Annotated in this window: 18 protein-coding genes and 2 tRNA genes; 9 read left to right on the top strand and 11 right to left on the bottom strand. The window is 42.4% G+C overall.

Features of this window, described 5'->3' with window-relative positions; all coding sequences use genetic code 11:
• Positions 1 to 37: 37 nt before the first annotated feature.
• Entirely contained in the window at positions 38 to 262 is a 225-nt protein-coding gene (locus OCU30_RS06830; RefSeq protein ID WP_077312833.1) for a glutaredoxin family protein, read from the bottom strand.
• Positions 263 to 421: 159 nt separating this feature from the next.
• Here OCU30_RS06830 and rlmF point away from each other — a divergent pair, with 159 nt between their 5' ends.
• Both rlmF and OCU30_RS06820 read left to right on the top strand, forming a co-directional pair.
• Positions 422 to 1519 (top strand): 23S rRNA (adenine(1618)-N(6))-methyltransferase RlmF, encoded by a 1098-nt coding sequence (rlmF, locus tag OCU30_RS06825; RefSeq protein WP_077312836.1) that lies wholly within the window; start codon positions 422 to 424, stop codon positions 1517 to 1519.
• Positions 1520 to 1581: 62 nt separating this feature from the next.
• On the top strand, positions 1582 to 1812 hold the full coding sequence (locus OCU30_RS06820; protein WP_077312838.1) for a hypothetical protein: 231 nt from the start codon (positions 1582 to 1584) through the stop codon (positions 1810 to 1812).
• Here OCU30_RS06820 and OCU30_RS06815 read toward each other — a convergent pair.
• Together OCU30_RS06815 and metA are read right to left on the bottom strand one after the other, a co-directional pair.
• Positions 1809 to 2579 carry a tetratricopeptide repeat protein gene (locus OCU30_RS06815; RefSeq protein WP_159439100.1) on the bottom strand — a complete coding sequence of 257 codons (771 nt, stop codon included), beginning with the start codon at positions 2577 to 2579 and terminating at the stop codon, positions 1809 to 1811. The two genes, OCU30_RS06820 and OCU30_RS06815, sit on opposite strands and share 4 nt — an antisense overlap.
• A gap of 152 nt (positions 2580 to 2731) precedes the next feature.
• On the bottom strand, positions 2732 to 3676 hold the full coding sequence (gene metA, locus OCU30_RS06810) for a homoserine O-acetyltransferase MetA (RefSeq protein ID WP_077312842.1): 945 nt from the start codon (positions 3674 to 3676) through the stop codon (positions 2732 to 2734).
• Positions 3677 to 3875: 199 nt separating this feature from the next.
• Here metA and OCU30_RS06805 point away from each other — a divergent pair, with 199 nt between their 5' ends.
• Complete coding sequence (locus OCU30_RS06805; protein ID WP_077312844.1) at positions 3876 to 4256, top strand: ATP-binding protein; 381 nt, start codon at positions 3876 to 3878, stop codon at positions 4254 to 4256.
• Here the strand turns inward: OCU30_RS06805 and OCU30_RS06800 are convergent.
• The 5 genes from OCU30_RS06800 to OCU30_RS06780 form a co-directional block, all read right to left on the bottom strand.
• Complete coding sequence (locus OCU30_RS06800; protein ID WP_077312846.1) at positions 4222 to 5379, bottom strand: ABC transporter permease; 1158 nt, start codon at positions 5377 to 5379, stop codon at positions 4222 to 4224. The two genes, OCU30_RS06805 and OCU30_RS06800, sit on opposite strands and share 35 nt — an antisense overlap.
• The gene (locus tag OCU30_RS06795; RefSeq protein WP_077312848.1) at positions 5360 to 6535 is read right to left on the bottom strand and encodes an ABC transporter permease; all 1176 of its coding nucleotides are present in this window, start codon (positions 6533 to 6535) and stop codon (positions 5360 to 5362) included. Before OCU30_RS06795 ends, OCU30_RS06800 begins: the two co-directional genes overlap by 20 nt.
• 4 nt (positions 6536 to 6539) lie before the next feature.
• On the bottom strand, positions 6540 to 7520 hold the full coding sequence (locus OCU30_RS06790) for an HlyD family secretion protein (protein ID WP_077312850.1): 981 nt from the start codon (positions 7518 to 7520) through the stop codon (positions 6540 to 6542).
• The gene (locus OCU30_RS06785) at positions 7517 to 8905 is read right to left on the bottom strand and encodes a TolC family protein (RefSeq protein WP_235861838.1); all 1389 of its coding nucleotides are present in this window, start codon (positions 8903 to 8905) and stop codon (positions 7517 to 7519) included. Before OCU30_RS06785 ends, OCU30_RS06790 begins: the two co-directional genes overlap by 4 nt.
• A 222-nt stretch (positions 8906 to 9127) precedes the next feature.
• Complete coding sequence (locus tag OCU30_RS06780) at positions 9128 to 9361, bottom strand: hypothetical protein (RefSeq protein WP_077312854.1); 234 nt, start codon at positions 9359 to 9361, stop codon at positions 9128 to 9130.
• A gap of 520 nt (positions 9362 to 9881) precedes the next feature.
• On the opposite strand from OCU30_RS06780, the gene OCU30_RS06775 reads away from it, so the two are divergent.
• The 6 genes from OCU30_RS06775 to OCU30_RS06750 all read left to right on the top strand — a co-directional run bounded on the left by OCU30_RS06775 (position 9882) and on the right by OCU30_RS06750 (position 13698).
• Positions 9882 to 10850: a chemotaxis protein gene (locus OCU30_RS06775; RefSeq protein WP_077312856.1), complete on the top strand. Its 969-nt coding sequence runs from the start codon at positions 9882 to 9884 to the stop codon at positions 10848 to 10850.
• A gap of 164 nt (positions 10851 to 11014) precedes the next feature.
• Positions 11015 to 11716 (top strand): DUF2726 domain-containing protein, encoded by a 702-nt coding sequence (locus OCU30_RS06770; RefSeq protein ID WP_077312858.1) that lies wholly within the window; start codon positions 11015 to 11017, stop codon positions 11714 to 11716.
• Between the two features lie 104 nt (positions 11717 to 11820).
• Positions 11821 to 11897, top strand: a tRNA-Val gene (locus OCU30_RS06765).
• A 13-nt stretch (positions 11898 to 11910) separates the two neighbouring features.
• Positions 11911 to 11987 (top strand) — tRNA-Val (locus tag OCU30_RS06760).
• A 231-nt stretch (positions 11988 to 12218) separates the two neighbouring features.
• A complete protein-coding gene (locus OCU30_RS06755) occupies positions 12219 to 12671 on the top strand; it encodes a hypothetical protein (protein WP_205408773.1) in 453 nt (150 codons plus the stop codon).
• 250 nt (positions 12672 to 12921) lie between these two features.
• A complete protein-coding gene (locus OCU30_RS06750) occupies positions 12922 to 13698 on the top strand; it encodes a riboflavin synthase (RefSeq protein WP_077312860.1) in 777 nt (258 codons plus the stop codon).
• A 100-nt stretch (positions 13699 to 13798) separates the two neighbouring features.
• Here OCU30_RS06750 and OCU30_RS06745 read toward each other — a convergent pair whose 3' ends face one another.
• The 3 genes from OCU30_RS06745 to OCU30_RS06735 all read right to left on the bottom strand — a co-directional run bounded on the left by OCU30_RS06745 (position 13799) and on the right by OCU30_RS06735 (position 17136).
• On the bottom strand, positions 13799 to 14014 hold the full coding sequence (locus OCU30_RS06745; RefSeq protein WP_077312862.1) for a hypothetical protein: 216 nt from the start codon (positions 14012 to 14014) through the stop codon (positions 13799 to 13801).
• Between the two features lie 91 nt (positions 14015 to 14105).
• Positions 14106 to 15056, bottom strand: coding sequence for an MFS transporter (locus OCU30_RS06740; protein WP_077312864.1), 951 nt, complete (start codon positions 15054 to 15056; stop codon positions 14106 to 14108).
• A gap of 406 nt (positions 15057 to 15462) precedes the next feature.
• Complete coding sequence (locus OCU30_RS06735; protein ID WP_077312866.1) at positions 15463 to 17136, bottom strand: BCCT family transporter; 1674 nt, start codon at positions 17134 to 17136, stop codon at positions 15463 to 15465.
• Between the last annotated feature and the right edge of the window lie 333 nt (positions 17137 to 17469).

Below are 17469 nucleotides of genomic sequence, written 5' to 3'. Positions count from 1 at the left end.
TTATGTATGCTCACTCTGGGTGGCGTCTTGTCGCGCCTTAACGGTACAATTTTTCAAAGTTACCTGAATTCCACCCGATCATCACGCGGTCGCCAACTTTTAATACGGGTAAACTGCGCGCACCCATGGCGTCTAATTCTTTGCGACCGCGTTGCATTTTCGCATTACAAAGACGGTAAGGGATATTTTTACTGTCTAGGTAGCGCTGAGCATCTTTACAGTGAGGGCATTTATCTTTGACATATAAAACGACGCGTTTCACCACACAATTCCTTAAGCTAAATTTAAGGGTACGGAGTTTAACTGCGCACTCACTGGGATGCAATTGTTCTTGAGTGGCATATTCATAGGATTCAGGTAAACTTTGGTTGTCAATCTGTGCCCATTAGTGGCATTTATTCTGTAATGAGAACAAATAATCATGGTAACGCCTGTCAACCCAGTGCCTCGCAAGCCTAAAAAAAAACGCCCAAGCCAAGCCACTCATAAGACGCAAGCATCATCTAATTTAGCGACAAGTCATGAGATGATGAATGTTATGACAATCCCTTCACCGCCGGGCTTACATCGTAATAATCGTCACCAAGGGTTGTATGACTTTGCCGCATTAAGCAACGTGGTACCTGAGCTGAAAACCTATATGGTGAAAAACCCGCGTGGTCAATGGACAATTCCCTTTAACGAACCTCACGCGGTATTATTGCTCAATCAAGCATTGCTCGCTCACCATTACGGAGTGAATCATTGGCAAATTCCGCCAGGATATTTATGTCCGCCTATTCCCGGTCGCGCCGATTATATTCACCGAGCTGCGGAATTACTGTTCACCGATTGTCCAGAACTATTATCACAAGCCATCACGATGTTGGATGTCGGGACTGGTGCCAATGCTATCTATCCTATCATTGCGGCGACGGAATATAACTGGACGGTTGTTGGCAGTGATATTGATCCGCTATCAGTAAAGTGCGCTAAGGGTATTGTGAAAAATAATGCCTGCTTGAAGGGGAAAGTGACGGTTAGGTTACAAACAGAACCAAACGCCATGTTCGCGGGTATTATTGGGCCGGAAGAGCGTTATACGTTGACAACGTGTAATCCACCATTTCACGCTTCTGCACATGAAGCGGCGCAAGGTAGTCAACGTAAGTTAGATAATTTAGGCAAGAATAAACAGAAACGTGGCCGTTCATTGGGTTCACAACAGAATACGCATACGAATGGACCGATGCTGAATTTTGGTGGGCAACACGGTGAATTATGGTGTGTTGGCGGTGAAGCCAGTTTCCTGCGTCGTTTAGCCCAAGACAGTGCCCAATTTTCGGAGCAAGTGCTGTGGTTTACGAGCTTAATTTCTAAAAAAGACAATGTACGTTGGATGAAGAAACAGTTAGCAAAAGTAGGGGCGTGTGATGTGAAAATCGTTGAAATGGCGCAAGGTCAAAAGATCAGCCGATTTATCGCATGGAGTTTTCAAAATGCTGCGCAACGCAATAAGTGGGGACAAGAAGCGTGCTAATTTAAGTTATTGCATTGATAGCCGATAAAGTAAGAACAATCGCTATGCCTCTTGGAGGTAATATGGACTTTGAGTTTTTTGTACCGTGCCAGCCGAACTGGTTATGTAAGCCATTTTTTTTCGTGTTTACGATTGTGCTGCTTATTGGCTTAGGGTTCTTTATACGTATTGTATATCGAGAATACCTTAAATCAGTGCGTGTTAAAGAAACGCATCAACGTCGCCGTACCCACTATCGCGATCGTAAAGGTGGCGATGATGGTCGACCGACAAATGCAACAAAAAAACGCTAGGGTAAACGGTGACCAATTGATGCGTGAGTGTTGGCGACCGGCTCATTTTCACGCTCTTGCTTACTTTGTTTCTCCAGTTGTGCTCGCCATTGGTCTTGTCTAATCGGACTCAATAACTCACCGTATTGTTGAAGTAACCTATACGCCTTATGTGCTTGTTGGTTGTTGGCATACATGGCCAACAACCGCTCTATCATCCGCGGATTACTTGGGGCATGATTGACGGCTGCACGCATCGACTCAATCGCTTTATCGGTTTGGTTTGCCAGCCATAAACATTGGGCGGCACTTTCATAGGTAAGAGCAACATGAGTATATTTCTGTTGCTTAATCGCTTTAGAAAAATAGTTATTTGCTTGGTTATACTTGCCTTGCTGACAAAGAAATATGCCAAAATTATGTAGGAGCTGACTGTTGTTTGGGTAGCGTTGTAACGCTTGTTGGTAAATCCCGCTGGCTTGGCGAGTATCTTGTACTGTGTTGTAGTAATGGGCTAATGCTAACAATGTCGGTAAGTAATAAGGCGCGACGTGCTTAGCACGTTGTAGGTTCTTAAGAGCTTTTTGTGGCTGATTTCGCTCCATATAGGCAATGGCTAACGCAAGTCGGTTATCGGCAATTTGCCGCGGGCTAGCGGCGGGTTTTATTACGGTCGACTGTACGCATCCTGCCAACATTATCAGTGCGAGCCCTAACATCGTTGCGGTTTTGCGTTGATTGGTTGCGTGTATGGTTACACTATCAGATAGCGATAAGAACAAAGACATTGTGTTAATCACCATGGCTTGGATAAAGTCCGATAGTAAACGTTGCGATTGATAGACATAGCATGCATACAAAGCACTGCGAGTGACTTAACACAACTCAATGTTCGATATTAGGATTCGGGCACCATGGATGTGATGCCCGCCGACGTTATTTACTCGTCATCTTTCGTAAATTTATCTTCACTAAAGTTTTCTAGGTCAAACGGAGTCTGCTGATACACGCAGTAGTTCAACCAATTTGAAAATAATAAATTACCATGGCTACGCCAAGTCGCGCGCGGTGAGTTGGCTGGATTATCTTCTGGGTAATAATTGATCGGCATCATTGGAGATAGCCCTTGATCGACATCCCGTTGGTATTCGTGATGTAGGGTTGATGCTTCATATTCTGGATGACCGGTCACAAACACATTTCGTTTGTCTTTGGTGCAAGCAAGGTAGACGCCAGCCTGTTGTGATACTGCAAGAATATCCAGATCAGTATTATCAGCAAGATAGGTTGGATCAAAATCAGCGTGACGTGAATGAGGAGCTAAAAACGTATCATCAAACCCTCGCGTCAATGGGTGATATTGATACTGAGTTTCATGCGAATAGACCCCGGAAAGCTTGTCTTCACGCGTACGTTTTGGCAATTGATAAATCGATTTTAAAGCGGCTTGCGCAGCCCAACACACATACAACGTTGATGTCACGTGGTTTTTTGCCCATTCAATGACGGTTTGTAAGTGACTCCAATAAATCACATCTTCAAATTGCACTAACCCGAGCGGTGCGCCTGTAATAATTAAACCGTCGAAGTTACGATTTTTAACCACATCAAATTGGCGATAAAAAGAGTTTAAGTGTTCTTCAGGTGTGTTTTTACTTGGCCTATCATCGATTCGTAACAGTTCCACATCAATTTGTAGCGGAGAGTTAGAGAGTAAACGCAGGAATTGTGTTTCGGTTTCTATTTTTTTTGGCATGAGATTTAAGATCAAGACTTTGAGCGGACGAATTTGCTGGGTGGTCGCTCGTGACTCCGGCATGACAAAAATATGCTCTTGACGTAGCACATCTCTTGCGGGTAATTGATCGGGGATCTTAATAGGCACAACATACTCCCTTTTATTATCTATGGACGTCTATACATCTAGACTTATAACTTAAATCTTCGATAATGTCGAGGTTAAACTCTAACTTTCACTATTTTTCAACCGCGATATAGCCGAGTTTGATGCGGATAAACGATAAGCGTCATATACTACTTTGGCGCTTTAACTAATTCATTTTAATAATGTAATACGTGGTCTAATGAGTAAAGTGCTGACAGTCACACTAGTGCGGGGGTTACCTGGGTCGGGAAAGTCAACCCTAGCGCGAGAATTACCGGGCGTTCATTTAGAAGCGGATATGTATTTTATTGATGAGCGCGACGTGTATATTTTCCAGCCAGAAAAGCTGAGTGCCGCTCACGATTGGTGTCAACAGCGCAGTGAATATTGGCTTAGGCAAGGAGAAAGTATTGTCGTATCCAATACTTTTGTTCGTCATTGGGAAATGGCATTTTATAAGCGCCTTGCGAAACAGTATGGCGCTAAGCTCATAATTAAGGTGTGCCAAGGAAACTATGGTAGCATTCACAATATAGAGCCGACGGTTATTGAGAAAATGCGCCGTCGTTGGCAATATTAGGTAGCGTTCGACCGTTACGCTTAAATTGCCACCAAGCTAAACCGCCCCATAATACAGTTTGCAACCATAGCTGTGTCCATTGATCCGCCACCTGCTGCCAAGCCGCATCCATTTGGTTTAAGGCTAAAAATCCTTGAATACCTGGGGTGCTTGGAAACAGATTCGCCAACCAGACCACTGGTCGCGAAATACTTTCCATCGGCCAGATAAAACCGGCGGAAAACACCAAGGGCATAGAGCTGACTAACACTAAAAGCGTGACATACTCTCGTTTTGGTGTCACCGCACCTAAAAAAATACCAAGAAAGCATGTGCTCAATAAAAAAGGCAACAAAAGCAAGCTGAGTTCGACTGGTGAGGCAAGCGTATTGACCCCATGCCAATAAAAGCTTCCGCCAAAGTAGTAAGCACTTAATACATAATAGATGAGTACCAATACGAGAGTACGATTGAAGAGCAGCGTTCGTTGCGAAGCGGTCGACCAGTATCCTGAACTGTGTTTTTGCGTCCCTCCCATTAACCCGGCAGCCATGACCATGGTTTGTTGCAAAATGAGGACAAACACCGCAGGAACCACATAATCCACGTATCCCATACGAGCATTAAAGGTCGGCTTTAAATTATTTCTCAGGGGAGATAAGGTTTGCTTTGCTTGAGGTAATGCATCACCACGGTTAAGTAGGTGCTGAATTTTAACTTGTGCCGCTAACGTTCCAGAGGCCTGAGACAGACCTTCAACCACCGTTCCGTATACTAAAAAGTAAGATGCGTCACCGGCATACGCGAGGGTTGGGTGTTTACTCATCGCTAAATCCCGATAAAAATGATGGGGGATGACTAAAAATCCTGCGATATTCCCATTATAAAAATCATCTTTTGCGTCTTCAATCGAATGTACACGCTCGACCACATGTAATTGTGGGGTAGCATCGACCATACGTTCTAGTTGATAACTGGTTTGGCTTTTATCTAGATTGACGATCGCGATGGGTTGCGAGCGTGGAATTTGATGAGCGTAGGGGAGTGGATAGAGAAACGAATAAAAAAATACACCGCCAAATACTGTAATAACCACGACGCTATTGGTAAATAATGCCTTACATTCATTCAGTAGTTGGCGCATTATTCTGTCCTCCTAGGTTATTTGTTAATGATCTGGCTAAATTAACACGTTTATAGATTAATCCGGCTGCAATGAGCAATGGCACGATATAAATCATCATCCATAGCATTGGCTGTAAGCTACGTAGTGGCTCTAAATCATAATTTACTTGATTGATTTGCACACTCATATAATGAGTTATAGGTAAAAGATTACGCCAAAACTGAGCAAGAGTATCCATGTTTGATGCGGGAAATGTAATCCCCATAAATGCAAAGCTTGGTGCAGTGTAAGCGGCAGCAAAGCTGAGCGCTCGCGCAGGATCAAGAGTGATGAAATAGAAAAGAATCCCCATGATCATACAGGCCACTAGAGTTATCCATTGTGCAAATATGACGACCCAGAGTTGCCCTTGTTGCGGCCAATCTAAAATGACATAAAACCACCATAAAAATGCGATTCCTTGTATGGCAAACCACACACAAAATGGCCAAAGAGTCACGAGCATATTCCGGTAGGGGGATGTACCTAGCCAAGTATTTAAGCCAAAGCGTTGCTGATAGGTTGATAAAATCAAAATAGTGCTTGTCACAATTGATATTTGCCATAATGCCGGAATAATACCGGAAACTAAGAACTGCGCGTAATTCATATTAAGATTAAATAAAGGCGTTAACTGAGTGCCGACCGGCACCGCTTGTCCCATGACTTGACTGACTGTTTTATTGCCTTTGGCAAGACGCTGCCCAGCATCTATGTGAGCGCTGAGGGTTTGCATCACCCTCGTCATGGCCGAGCTTATCAATCTGCCTGTTAAAATATACTGACTATTATAGAACGTTGTGACTTGCGGGGATTGCCCCCGTTGAATGTCACGATCAAAATGACGAGGAATGACGGTATAGGCATAAATATGGCTTTCAATAAGATCGGCTTTCGCCATTGCTTGGCTAGGATAAACCTTAAGAACCTTTAGCGTAGACGTGGCATCAATATGCCTGATCACTTGCCGTGATTGTGTACTGTGCGATAAATCGACGACTCCGATAGGTAGATCGCGAACAATCCCTTGAGAAAATATCCACCATAAAATCACCGATAAACCGATGGGCATCCATATCACACTGCTTTGTAGCCATCGGTCTTGTTTGATGAGTTGCCAGGTTTGTGATCTCATAAGACTAGGGAGCCAGTTGTAGCGCAACACTCATGCCCATGCGCAGTTCTGGCTCAGGTTTTACCGGGTGTGCTTCTACTTCAAATGTGCGTAAATCGAACCCTTGTGAAGCGTCGGTAGAACGCCACGTTGCAAAGTCACCCATGACAGCAATATGAGTGACCCTAAACGTGACGTCTCGTTTTAATGCAGGTACAAAAGCCGTGAATTCCTCGCCTTTTTTAAAATGTGACAAGCGGTCTTCTCGAACATTGAATACTGCCCACGTATCACTGGTATCGATAACCGTGACAACAGGAAAACCTTGCGGGGCAAGCTCACCACTGTGCAATAATACTTGCGACACTTCACCGTTAAACCAGCTCGCGATTTTGGTATCGTCGGCGTACGCTTGTACTTCAGCAACTTGGCCGGCAGCCGCTTTGGCTTTTTCACTTGCGGCTTCAATGGTTTCTTTTCGTGCGCCTTCTTTAGCTAAATGGTACATTTGCAACGCGGCGCTTTCAGTGTAGCTAGCTGCGTGCCATTGTGTTTTTGCTTCATCACGTTTTTGCTCGGAAATAACCCCATCATTATATAAGTTATTAATACGACGGTAGGTTTTCTCGGCCAGTTGCGCTGCACTGCGTGCCTTCATCCATTTGTCTTTGGCGGCACGAATTTTTTGTTCGCGAGCACCACTACGCGCTTCCGCTTCCATCGCTCCGGCGGCTTTTTGTCCTGCAACCGCTTGCTCTAACTTAGCTTCAATCTCTGGACTATGTAGAGTGAAAATATGCTGACCTTTAGTGACGCGGTCACCTTTTCGAACTAACACTTCATCAATACGCCCGCCGACTTTTGACGAAATACTGTATTGTTGAGCATCGATTTGTCCTTGAATTTGGACAGGCTGAGGTTGATAGGCTTGATAAAACCCCCACGCAATGGCACCGATAATGACGAGCGCAAGTAGTCCAAGCAAGCATTGGGTAAGACGTTTCATTTCGCAACCTCGGTTTGTCGTGATGGAGCGGTTTTTGGTGTGTGATGTAAGCGTAAAGCGGAACGCCGATAATGCGAAAATGTATCGACCTCACTACTAAGTGCTAATAACTTGGTAAGAGCAATCAAATAATGGTAACTCGCGACCGCTTGTTGAGTTTGTACTTGAGCTTTATAAAGTTCAGCATCCACTACATCAAGTGATGTTGACAGACCTTGATTAAAGGCTTTTTGGCGTAAACGTAAATTTTCTTTAGCAAGAGCGATACTCGAGTTCAACCCATCGACTTCTTCTAAAGCTTGTCCCGCTTGTTGATAAGTTTTTTGGACTAGTACTGACAAATCTTCATGAGCTTGTGCTCGTAAATAATGAATTTGTGAGATTGCACTGGATGCTGCTTTTGCTCGGTCGCTGCGGCCGGTACTTTCAATTAATGGAATACTGACGCCGATACCGGCTACCCAATCTGGCTTCAACTGACTTGCAATTGAGTCGTCTTCATAAAGATTGTAGCTACCATAAAGATACACGTTCGGGTAGTACTTGCCTTGTTCGGATTTTCTCAAGCTGGTGGCTTGTTTTTCTTTAGCATCGAGAATCGATAAACCAGGATAGGTCGCTAAGGTTTGTTCGGTAAATGCGCTCATTGGTGGCAATGTACGATTGGTGAAAAGTGTGTCTTTGGGTTCAACTTCAGCATCTTGGCCAAGAATTGTGGTTAAAGCGCTTTGTGCAATGTTGACATTTTTTTGTGCTTTTTTACGTTCAATGGTCGCTTTATCTAACGCCACATCGGCTTGCAAACGTTCGACATGGGCAATTTGGCCTTGTTGCTCTAGTTTGACGGCGTTATTGCGATGTTTTGCCAATCCAGCCTCGACCGCCTGACGTGTTGTTAGCACCTCTTTGGTTAACACCACACTAAAGTAATACTTTGCCAAATCTTCATAGCGGGCCAATGTTTCCATTTGCAATTGACTCGCGGCTTCATCCTGCTTGCCTTCGGCCGCGCTTTGCGCGGCACTAATTCTCCCGCCAGTAAAAATTGGCCACATGGCGCGAATGGATGAATGTACGACATCTTGCTTGCTGATTGTCGTCGTCGTACCGACGCCGCCTAACGCAGCGAGCTCTTGATTTATGGATGAAATTAATGACGACAAAGTGGCTGCGGTACCTGCAGGGGCTTCTAGTTTAGTATTATCGAGAATTTTCTTTCCTGAGAGTGTGACATTATCATCTAAACGAGTGTAGTTGGCCCCAATAGATACACGAGGAAGAGACAGATTATCTGTGGCATCTTTTAAGTATCGATAACGAGAAACGTTCTCTCGCTCTGCGGCTAAAGAATTATTATCTTTTTGCAGAACTTCCCATGCTTGCATGAAGGAGATAGGTGCTGCTGATACGGGCACCACTGGAAAAGCGAGCGTTGTGCAGATGAGATAAGGAACCAATGATTTCATTGTGTATGCAACCGACCTTGATTAGACGAGTTTAGAATAATAAATCTATTATAAGTCAGATATATAGCATATCAATTCTCGTCATGCTTGCTCGGAATGCAAAAACACCACAGAACCGCACAGTTTATACCTATTATTTTGTTAGAAGTGGTGTTGCTCACAGCAAAGATGTTCGGCTCGCCATTCTAACTCATCATCAGTCTCCATCGATTTTAACACGTCACGGCCCGTCATTTGCGGACTAGAAAAGATCACGGTGACATCGTTATGGTCTGATGAATCGACTTTATATGCCCGCACACTAGTAAACGTTGAATATAAATGACTACTAAGTAGGTGACTGCTCAAACAGATACCTAAATCGTCGCGTTCCATAATCGTCTCCTTTATTGTGTGTTGATTGCATAGCTAGTCGTGCATTAAGCACTACCTAATAAGTATAGTGCGACCATCTATTCTTTGTAGAATGAATGGTATTATTTTGCGCGAAACTTTGCTGTCATTGATTAGCGATATACTACTTAGTGCCTATTTATGCATAGAGTTATGAAATTATTCTCAAATATGAGTAGATAACTAGACGAAGATAAGAACAACAACTAAAGTTTTATCAACTGATTTAAATTCGTGTTTTGACAATGTTTAACACTGCACAGGTGTTTAAACCTTAGGATAGCGAAAGTAAATGATCGCAGGCACTCATAGGCTGGTTAACTAAATCAACAGAGTTCTTTAGAGAGATAAGAGTCGTGCGGTTAAGATCATTGACCCCAACACCTAAAATACAGGTACATTGTTTTAATTGACACAGAACTGCTTGGGATTGGCTCAATTTATAGTCATGAGCAAGGTGTTTTTTAAAGCGTATTCCCAATCTTTGAATGATGTGACAATTATGAGCAAAAGTGATGCAATTTTATTAGAAAGTGGCACCAATGAACTGGAAATTATTGAGTTTCATCTGGAAAAGCATTTACCGAACGGCAAAACAAAAACATGCTATTACGGAATTAATGTCGCTAAAGTACGCGAAGTTATTCGTGTTCCTGAAACCACAGATTATCCAAATGCTCAGCCACATATGATTGGTGTATTTTCTTCTCGGGATATTTTGACACCGTTGGTCGATCTCGCTGGCTGGTTAGGTGTTCCTGTCCACAGTGATATCGATAAGAAGTTTGTTATCGTCACTGACTTTAACCGTATGACTAATGGTTTTCTAATCGATAGCGTGAGCCGTATTCACCGTATTTCATGGAACGATGTAGAATCTCCCAGCCAATTTTTAGAAGCGGGTGAGCAAGATTGTGTCGTCGCCGTCGTACGCAAGGAAAATAAGCTCATTATGATTCTAGATTTCGAAAAAATTATTGCGGATATTAATCCAGAACTAAGTATGGAAAAGTACGATGTTACCATTGACCGCAGTGTTGATCTTAATCAAGCTATGGTAGCGAAACGTAATGCGAAGACCGTTATGATTGTCGACGACTCTGCGTTTATTCGTAGCTTAATCCAAGATACATTGACCTCAGCGGGGTTCAACATTATTGCTTGTAAAGATGGCGGAGAAGCTCATGAAAAACTGGTTGAATTAGCTGAGCATGCTAAAGCAGAAGGAGTGGGGGTGAGCAAGTTTTTGGATGCTGTCATTACCGATGTAGAAATGCCACGTATGGACGGTATGCATTTGTTGAAACGACTCAGAGAACACCCTGATTATGGCGATATGCCGATTGTTATGTTCTCATCTATTATGAGTGAGGATAATCGTGAAAAAGCGTTGGCGTTGGGAGCCAATGATACGATCACAAAACCAGAAATTGGTAAGATGGTTTCTTTAATGGATAAATTTGTGTTTTAAATGTGCACGATTATTAAAAAAACGGAGCATTCAATGCTCCGTTTTTTTATGTTTGGTGTAAACTTGCCCAAATAACATCATGAAAGGTTTATTCATTTTAGATTAACGCTCGATCAGATCATAAACCGCACAGGCATGTTAATTATTTAAGGAGAGCTGTTTGTATGTTCGACATCTTTGTTGTCGTCGCGATTTTAGTTGCGTTTTTTTATGTGATTCAAAAGTATGTTCTCAAGCAAGAGGACACTAAACGTTATCAATATCGGGTCAAAGGGCCAGTACTATCAGCCAATGAAGGTGCATTTTACAACGCACTGGTTGCCGCTGTAGGCGAACATGGCGTCGTACTGACACGAGTGTCGATGACATCAATTCTCGCGCCCTATAAAATCACCAATAAAAAAGCGTGGTTTATTGCTCACAATCATATATCACGCAGCTATTTTGATTATTTGGTCTGTGATGCTAGAACCTTAGAGCCTCGTGTTGTCATTGAACTTGATAATGGTAAGGCGTTAGATAAAGGGAAGGCTGAGCGTGAAAAGCTGGTGATGCAAGTGTGTAAATCGGCAAATTTACCGCTAATCGGTGCGAATATAAAAATGAGCTATCAAGTTGGCAAGTTACGTCGACTTTTGGCCACGCACATCGATTTAATCGAACCCGATAAAGAAGTCCGTTTTTGTAAACGTTGCGGGAGCCCAATGATTTTAAAAGTGGCTTCTCAGGGGGAATATAAAGGTCGACGTTTCTTTACTTGTAGTCGCCAACCACACTGTACTTATACAGAAAACTATAATGTCGTCTTTGATGAAATGAACGATGAGCCGATAATGCCAACACTATTTCACGACAATAAAGAGTAAAACTTAAGCGATTTGTTCATCTAAGCGACAACTAGTTAAAAAATTGAGATTTTTTCTTGCACCGGACAAGAACAGTCGTTAATATTCTTCCCGTTCCTAGGAATGCGTCCGTAGCTCAGTTGGTTAGAGTATCGCCTTGACATGGCGGGGGTCGGTGGTTCGAATCCACTCGGACGCACCATAGGAAGCAAAATGCGTCTGTAGCTCAGTTGGTTAGAGTATCGCCTTGACATGGCGGGGGTCGGTGGTTCGAATCCACTCAGACGCACCAAATTTTAAAAGCCTGCTATTTTTAGCAGGCTTTTTTCGTTTTGTCTTTAATTCGCTTTTATAGCCACTTATTAAGTCGGTTATATCATTTATCCTTTCCTATAACGGAATATACATCATCGCTTGTGGTGAATTGAATTATTCTAGTGTTCGATTGATCATAAATTAACAGCAAGGTAACGTATTTGGCTATCAACTGACTAAACTATAAAGACAACTTTATGGAGGAGCTATGATGAAAAAAACGTTAACAATAGTAATGAGTGCCATTTTTATTGCGAATGTTGTTGGATGCGGTACGATAATCTATCCAGAACGTAAAGGTCAGATCGATGGGCGTATAGATTTAGGGGTCGTCGCTCTAGATGCAATCGGCTTATTATTTTTCTTTATACCTGGTATTGTGGCATTTGCTGTCGACTTTTCTAATGGCACCATTTATTTACCCGGTGGGAAATCAGTGCAATTAACCCCAGATGAGATAGAACTGCTTAAAGCGCATCAGCAAGGGGATAAAGTTGATATGGCGGCAGTTCGCAAAGTTGCAGAGCAGCATAATCTGTCTATTCCTAAAGATACTTCGCTTGATGCTATGCCAGTTGCACAAGCTGAATCTTTACCTCCTTTATTTCAACATCATTTAGTAAGTAACCCATCTAACCAATTAGCCTCTACTAGTCGATGATACACGGATTCATTGTCATCGTATGGTGATATGATTACTCTACTATCTTGTTTTCAGCATCGGCCACTTGTCCGGTGTTGATTATTTTTGGAATATTAGTATTCTCCAAGCACTTTTTTCCATATAATCATTATGATAAAGACTGTCTGTACTCTGAAATATCCATGCATCTCCGCTGATGGCATCAGGAAATTCCTTAGCGTTCGCATAAGAGTACCTAACATTATAAGTTTATTAGGAACCAGATGTTATGTTTACAAATTTTGCACGTTCGATGGGAAAGGTCGTGGCTGTTGAACGACATTCATCGGTGATTGAATTGGGTATTCAGGTACATCAATCATTGTGTGCTCAATTTAATGTTGGTGCGCATGTTATTGTTGATGGAATGAAGCTTTCAGTGTCTCGTTGCTCTGGTGATGTGTTTTATTGTCAATTTGATCAGGCGTTAAGCCTTTCAACATTATCTAATCTTACCGTGGCTTCTTTTGTTCATGTATTTCTCGTGGATATAGCGGCGTCGTTTGAAAACTCTCGCGCAGTGTGTGGCAGAATAGATTTTCAAAGTCATATTCGTTCAATGGTCAGTGATAACGAGCAGGTACTCATAGAGTTATCTGTGCCTGTTGAACATGATTGGTTAAATAAATTACGAGTAGATACATACTTAGCCGTTAATGGTATTAAAGGCATCGTGTGTGAAATAGATAACTGTGCGCGAGTCATGACTGTCAGTATTGCTGCGACCACAAATAATACCCAAGTTTTGAATATGAAGTTTGTTGGTGATCAAGTTAATATTGAAATCGAGCGCCTTAGTTCAAAGGCGTTAAAAGCAGTTGATGAGAGGTTGAGCGAAACACTCGGTGAGCTCTATCCGACGTTTCAGCAATTATTGAAATTGCAGGGAACAAGTATGGAAAGCTTGGCTTTTCGAGCAAAAGCGAAGTTACACCAAAATACTGAAGATACAAAACAAACACGTGAGCATGCTTCTCTAGAGCATGTGGATGTATCGACATGTTAATATTTAAATAAGTCGCAAAATAGATAAAGTAAATAATAGATACAAACAATAAAGGCACCAATATGGTGCCTTTATTTAATCCAAGAACAATGCAAGAACACTATTTCTCTGGTATATCTTGTTTAAAGAGAGAGTGATAAGCATCGTCGCCATCATGATATGTTTCGATCAACACTTCACTGCCTTCAAAAGGTTGTGAAGCCTGTCCTGCTTGAGCGAGCAAATGAAACATACGCGTCCACATGCCTTCTTGCGGTTGTACTTTTAAATGATCCATTACTACCTCGTCACATATCATGTCTAATTCATTAGCCATGATATTCTCATCTAAATGGTGAGGTGACGAATGCTTTTGGTGCAATATCAGCGTTAGGTCACATGGGTGAAAACCAATATGAGATCCAGCGCTAATATTGACGTGACGATAGATAGCTTGATAGCGGGAACACAGCGAACCATACCGCCATAAATATTACGGTGTCAGTATAGCCAAACCATTGTGTGAGCGAAGTGGATATCAATATACTCCAATCATGTGTGCCGATAAGTTGCTGAATTAATGCAATAGTGACACCAAAAAGAGTAAAAGCCCAAAAATACGATTGTTTCATAAGGGTTAGCATCGATACTGGCTCTTTAGTGACTAAATCCCGTTCTTTAAGCGAGGCTTCAATATCAACGAGCATTAGTTGGGCATAGTGAACATCGACCATTTTTTCTAGCGTTAAAAATGCATCGTTTTGACGTTGTACCATTACTAACCAACGTGGAGAGTCGGGCATGAATAAAACAACGCTAGCAAACAGTAGACACGGGTAAAGTTCGAAACGAAGTAGTGTTGCCCAAGGTTGTGATGGAATCGATATGTGTTGGCTAAGAAAAAAACCGACGATGAACATACCCATCAACGCCATAACAAGTGTACCGCTCTGTAACCAATTGAGCTTTCCATGTTCGTCTCTTGGAATTACCTCACTAATATAAAGAGGGAAGACAACGGTGATAAGACCGATTGACATCGCACTGGCAATTCTAAAAAAGACAAACCAAGAGAAGGTGTCGGCGTGTGAAGAGCCAAGGGATGAAACTAAGAAAAGCACACTTGCTAGTAGCATCGTACTTTTTCGTCCCAAACGCGCCGCTAACCAACTGGCTCCGAATGCGCCTGCGATAGCGCCAAAGCCGATGTTTATCATAGCCCAAGATAGGCTGGCAGGACTCAATTGAAATTGACTAGAAACCGACGTGATGATCGTTGACATTACCTTGGTATCAAACCCTAGTAAAATGCCGCTCAGCGTCGCTGCGCTGAAAATCATTAAAATAAATTGTGTTTTGTAATTTGATATTGCAGACATGACTGACTCCTTTCATTTTTCTAGGAGTAGATTGTGTCTGGATTTGAAAGGTGCTTAAAACGAAACTGACATATCCAAAAACTCTACTCGAGATGAATCGCCTAAGACGAAACAAAATTTAGTAAGTTATGTCAGGAACGAATATCAATATGCGTAGAGCGAATTATGTGCCTTAAATTGTTTTTGATGGAACTGAGTGAGAAGCTCGCTCGTGAACCCAAAATGTATCTCCTTTGTAATGTAATTGTCTAAATCTTAGCATAAACAACGCTATGGTTCAAAATGCCATCGTTATATATCGTCTGCAAAACAACGAGTGCATGGACGTACGCATCACTTGTTTCAAAAAAAAGGCCTCGTAGTGAGGCCTTTAAATTGAAAGTTTTTTTTCAACAAGTTAAGTCAACTAGATACTTTTTGTCTTCTTCAGTTTTTTAGGACGAGGTTCAGACATCAAGCCTTTGACTAATGATACCGTCGCTACCAACAATACCACGGTAAATGGCAAGCCTGTTGCAATCGCCATTGCTTGAGCAGAAGCCAAGCCCCCACCTAACATCAAGGCAATCGCTACCAAACCTTCAAAACTACACCAGAAAACACGTTGTGCGGTTGGAGACTCCACTTTACCGCCTGCGGCAATGGTATCAATAACCAATGAGCCTGAATCGGACGATGTAATAAAGAAGACAATCACCAAGACAATTCCAACAAATGATGTAATAGAGTGCCACGGCATCACTTCCAACATTTTAAACAGCTTTAGTGACAGTTCAGCATTTTTTACGGCATCGTACCCATGATTAACGAACTGGTCGATAGCCGTGCCACCAAACGCAGTCATCCAGAACACACATACCAGCGATGGGACTAACATGACACAAATGATAAATTCACGAACTGAACGTCCACGAGAGACTCGCGCGATGAACATACCAACAAATGGTGACCAAGATATCCACCAAGCCCAATAAAATGCTGTCCAGCCTTGTGAGTAATTCACATCTTCACGGCCAAATGGCATCGACAGTTGTGGGAAATATTCAATATAACCGACTAAATTACTAAAAAAGCCTTCTAGAATTTGCAGAGTTGGCCCAGCAAATACAATAAAGGTAAGTAAGACGCCGGCGACGACCATGTTGATTTCCGACAAGCGTTTTACGCCGCTATCTAACCCAGCTAATACCGACCCTAAGGCTAGAGCTGTGATGCACACGATTAGCACAACTTTTGTGGTGTCAGTTAATGGGATACCAAATAAGAAGTTTAATCCTGTTGCAGCTTGTTGCGCGCCATATCCTAACGAAGTCGCAAGACCAAATACGGTTGCAACAACCGCTAAAATATCGATGATATGGCCAGTCCATCCCCAAACACGCTCACCAAATAATGGATAAAAGATTGAACGCATAGTCAGTGGCAATCCCTTGTTAAACGAAAATATGGCTAAGCCTAACGCTAACAAAGAATATAAAGCCCATGGGTGGAGAGCCCAGTGATAAATAGTGGAGGCCATCCCGAGTTTACGAGCCAATTCAGGATCGTTAAGAGCGCCGCCAAGCGGAGCCCAGTCTGTACGCACACCATTTTCCATTGCCGTACCGCCAAGTGCTGTACTGAAATGGGACATGGGTTCTGACACACCGAAGAACACTAATCCAATCCCCATACCTGCGGCAAATAGCATAGCTAACCATCCGGAGTACGAGTAATCCGGTGTCGCATCAGTACCGCCAATTCGTACTCGGCCTAAAGGCGAGAGTGCAATGGCTATACATGCGAAGACAAAGAAATCTCCTGATAATAAGAAGAACCAATCGAATGTTGAAACCATAGTGGATTTAATTGTTTCAAACAAAGGTTCAACTTGTTCTCTGAAAGCCAACGTTGCTACGACAAATAGCACAATGGCTAAGCCAGAAATGGCAAATACACGGTTATGTATATCTAAACCAAAGGGACCTACGGATAATACAACATTATCTTGTCCTACAGTATAATCGGTATCGATTGGGTTGGCTTTCCCTGTAGGACGCGGGATGCCACCATTTTCTTCATTGTTATGGTCGCTGCTCACCGTTATCTCCTTTTTAAACAGCCTAAAACAGCGCTAAGTGTAGATGAAAGCGAAGGAATTTGAAAATTTATACGTAGAATGAAATGTTAATTTATGACCTAGATGTGGTTATGTTACTCAATTCGCTATTTTTGATGGTTTTCTTTCCCCAAAACGCATAATGCAGTTGCATAATAATGAATTGTGAGCAGATTTGGACATTCAGAATGATAAGCGTGACGGAGTGTTTAAAAGTGAGTGCGAAAAGTGTCTAAGTTTGTGATCTATGATAGATAAATCGAAAGTTGCATGCATCATTCACAACTATACTAACGGAGTAATTTTTTTAATATG

Source organism: Vibrio palustris, assembly GCF_024346995.1.
Taxonomy (GTDB): domain Bacteria; phylum Pseudomonadota; class Gammaproteobacteria; order Enterobacterales; family Vibrionaceae; genus Vibrio; species Vibrio palustris.
The sequence above is the reverse complement of the archived record's forward strand: the minus strand, read 5'-3'. Positions and strand labels throughout refer to the sequence as shown.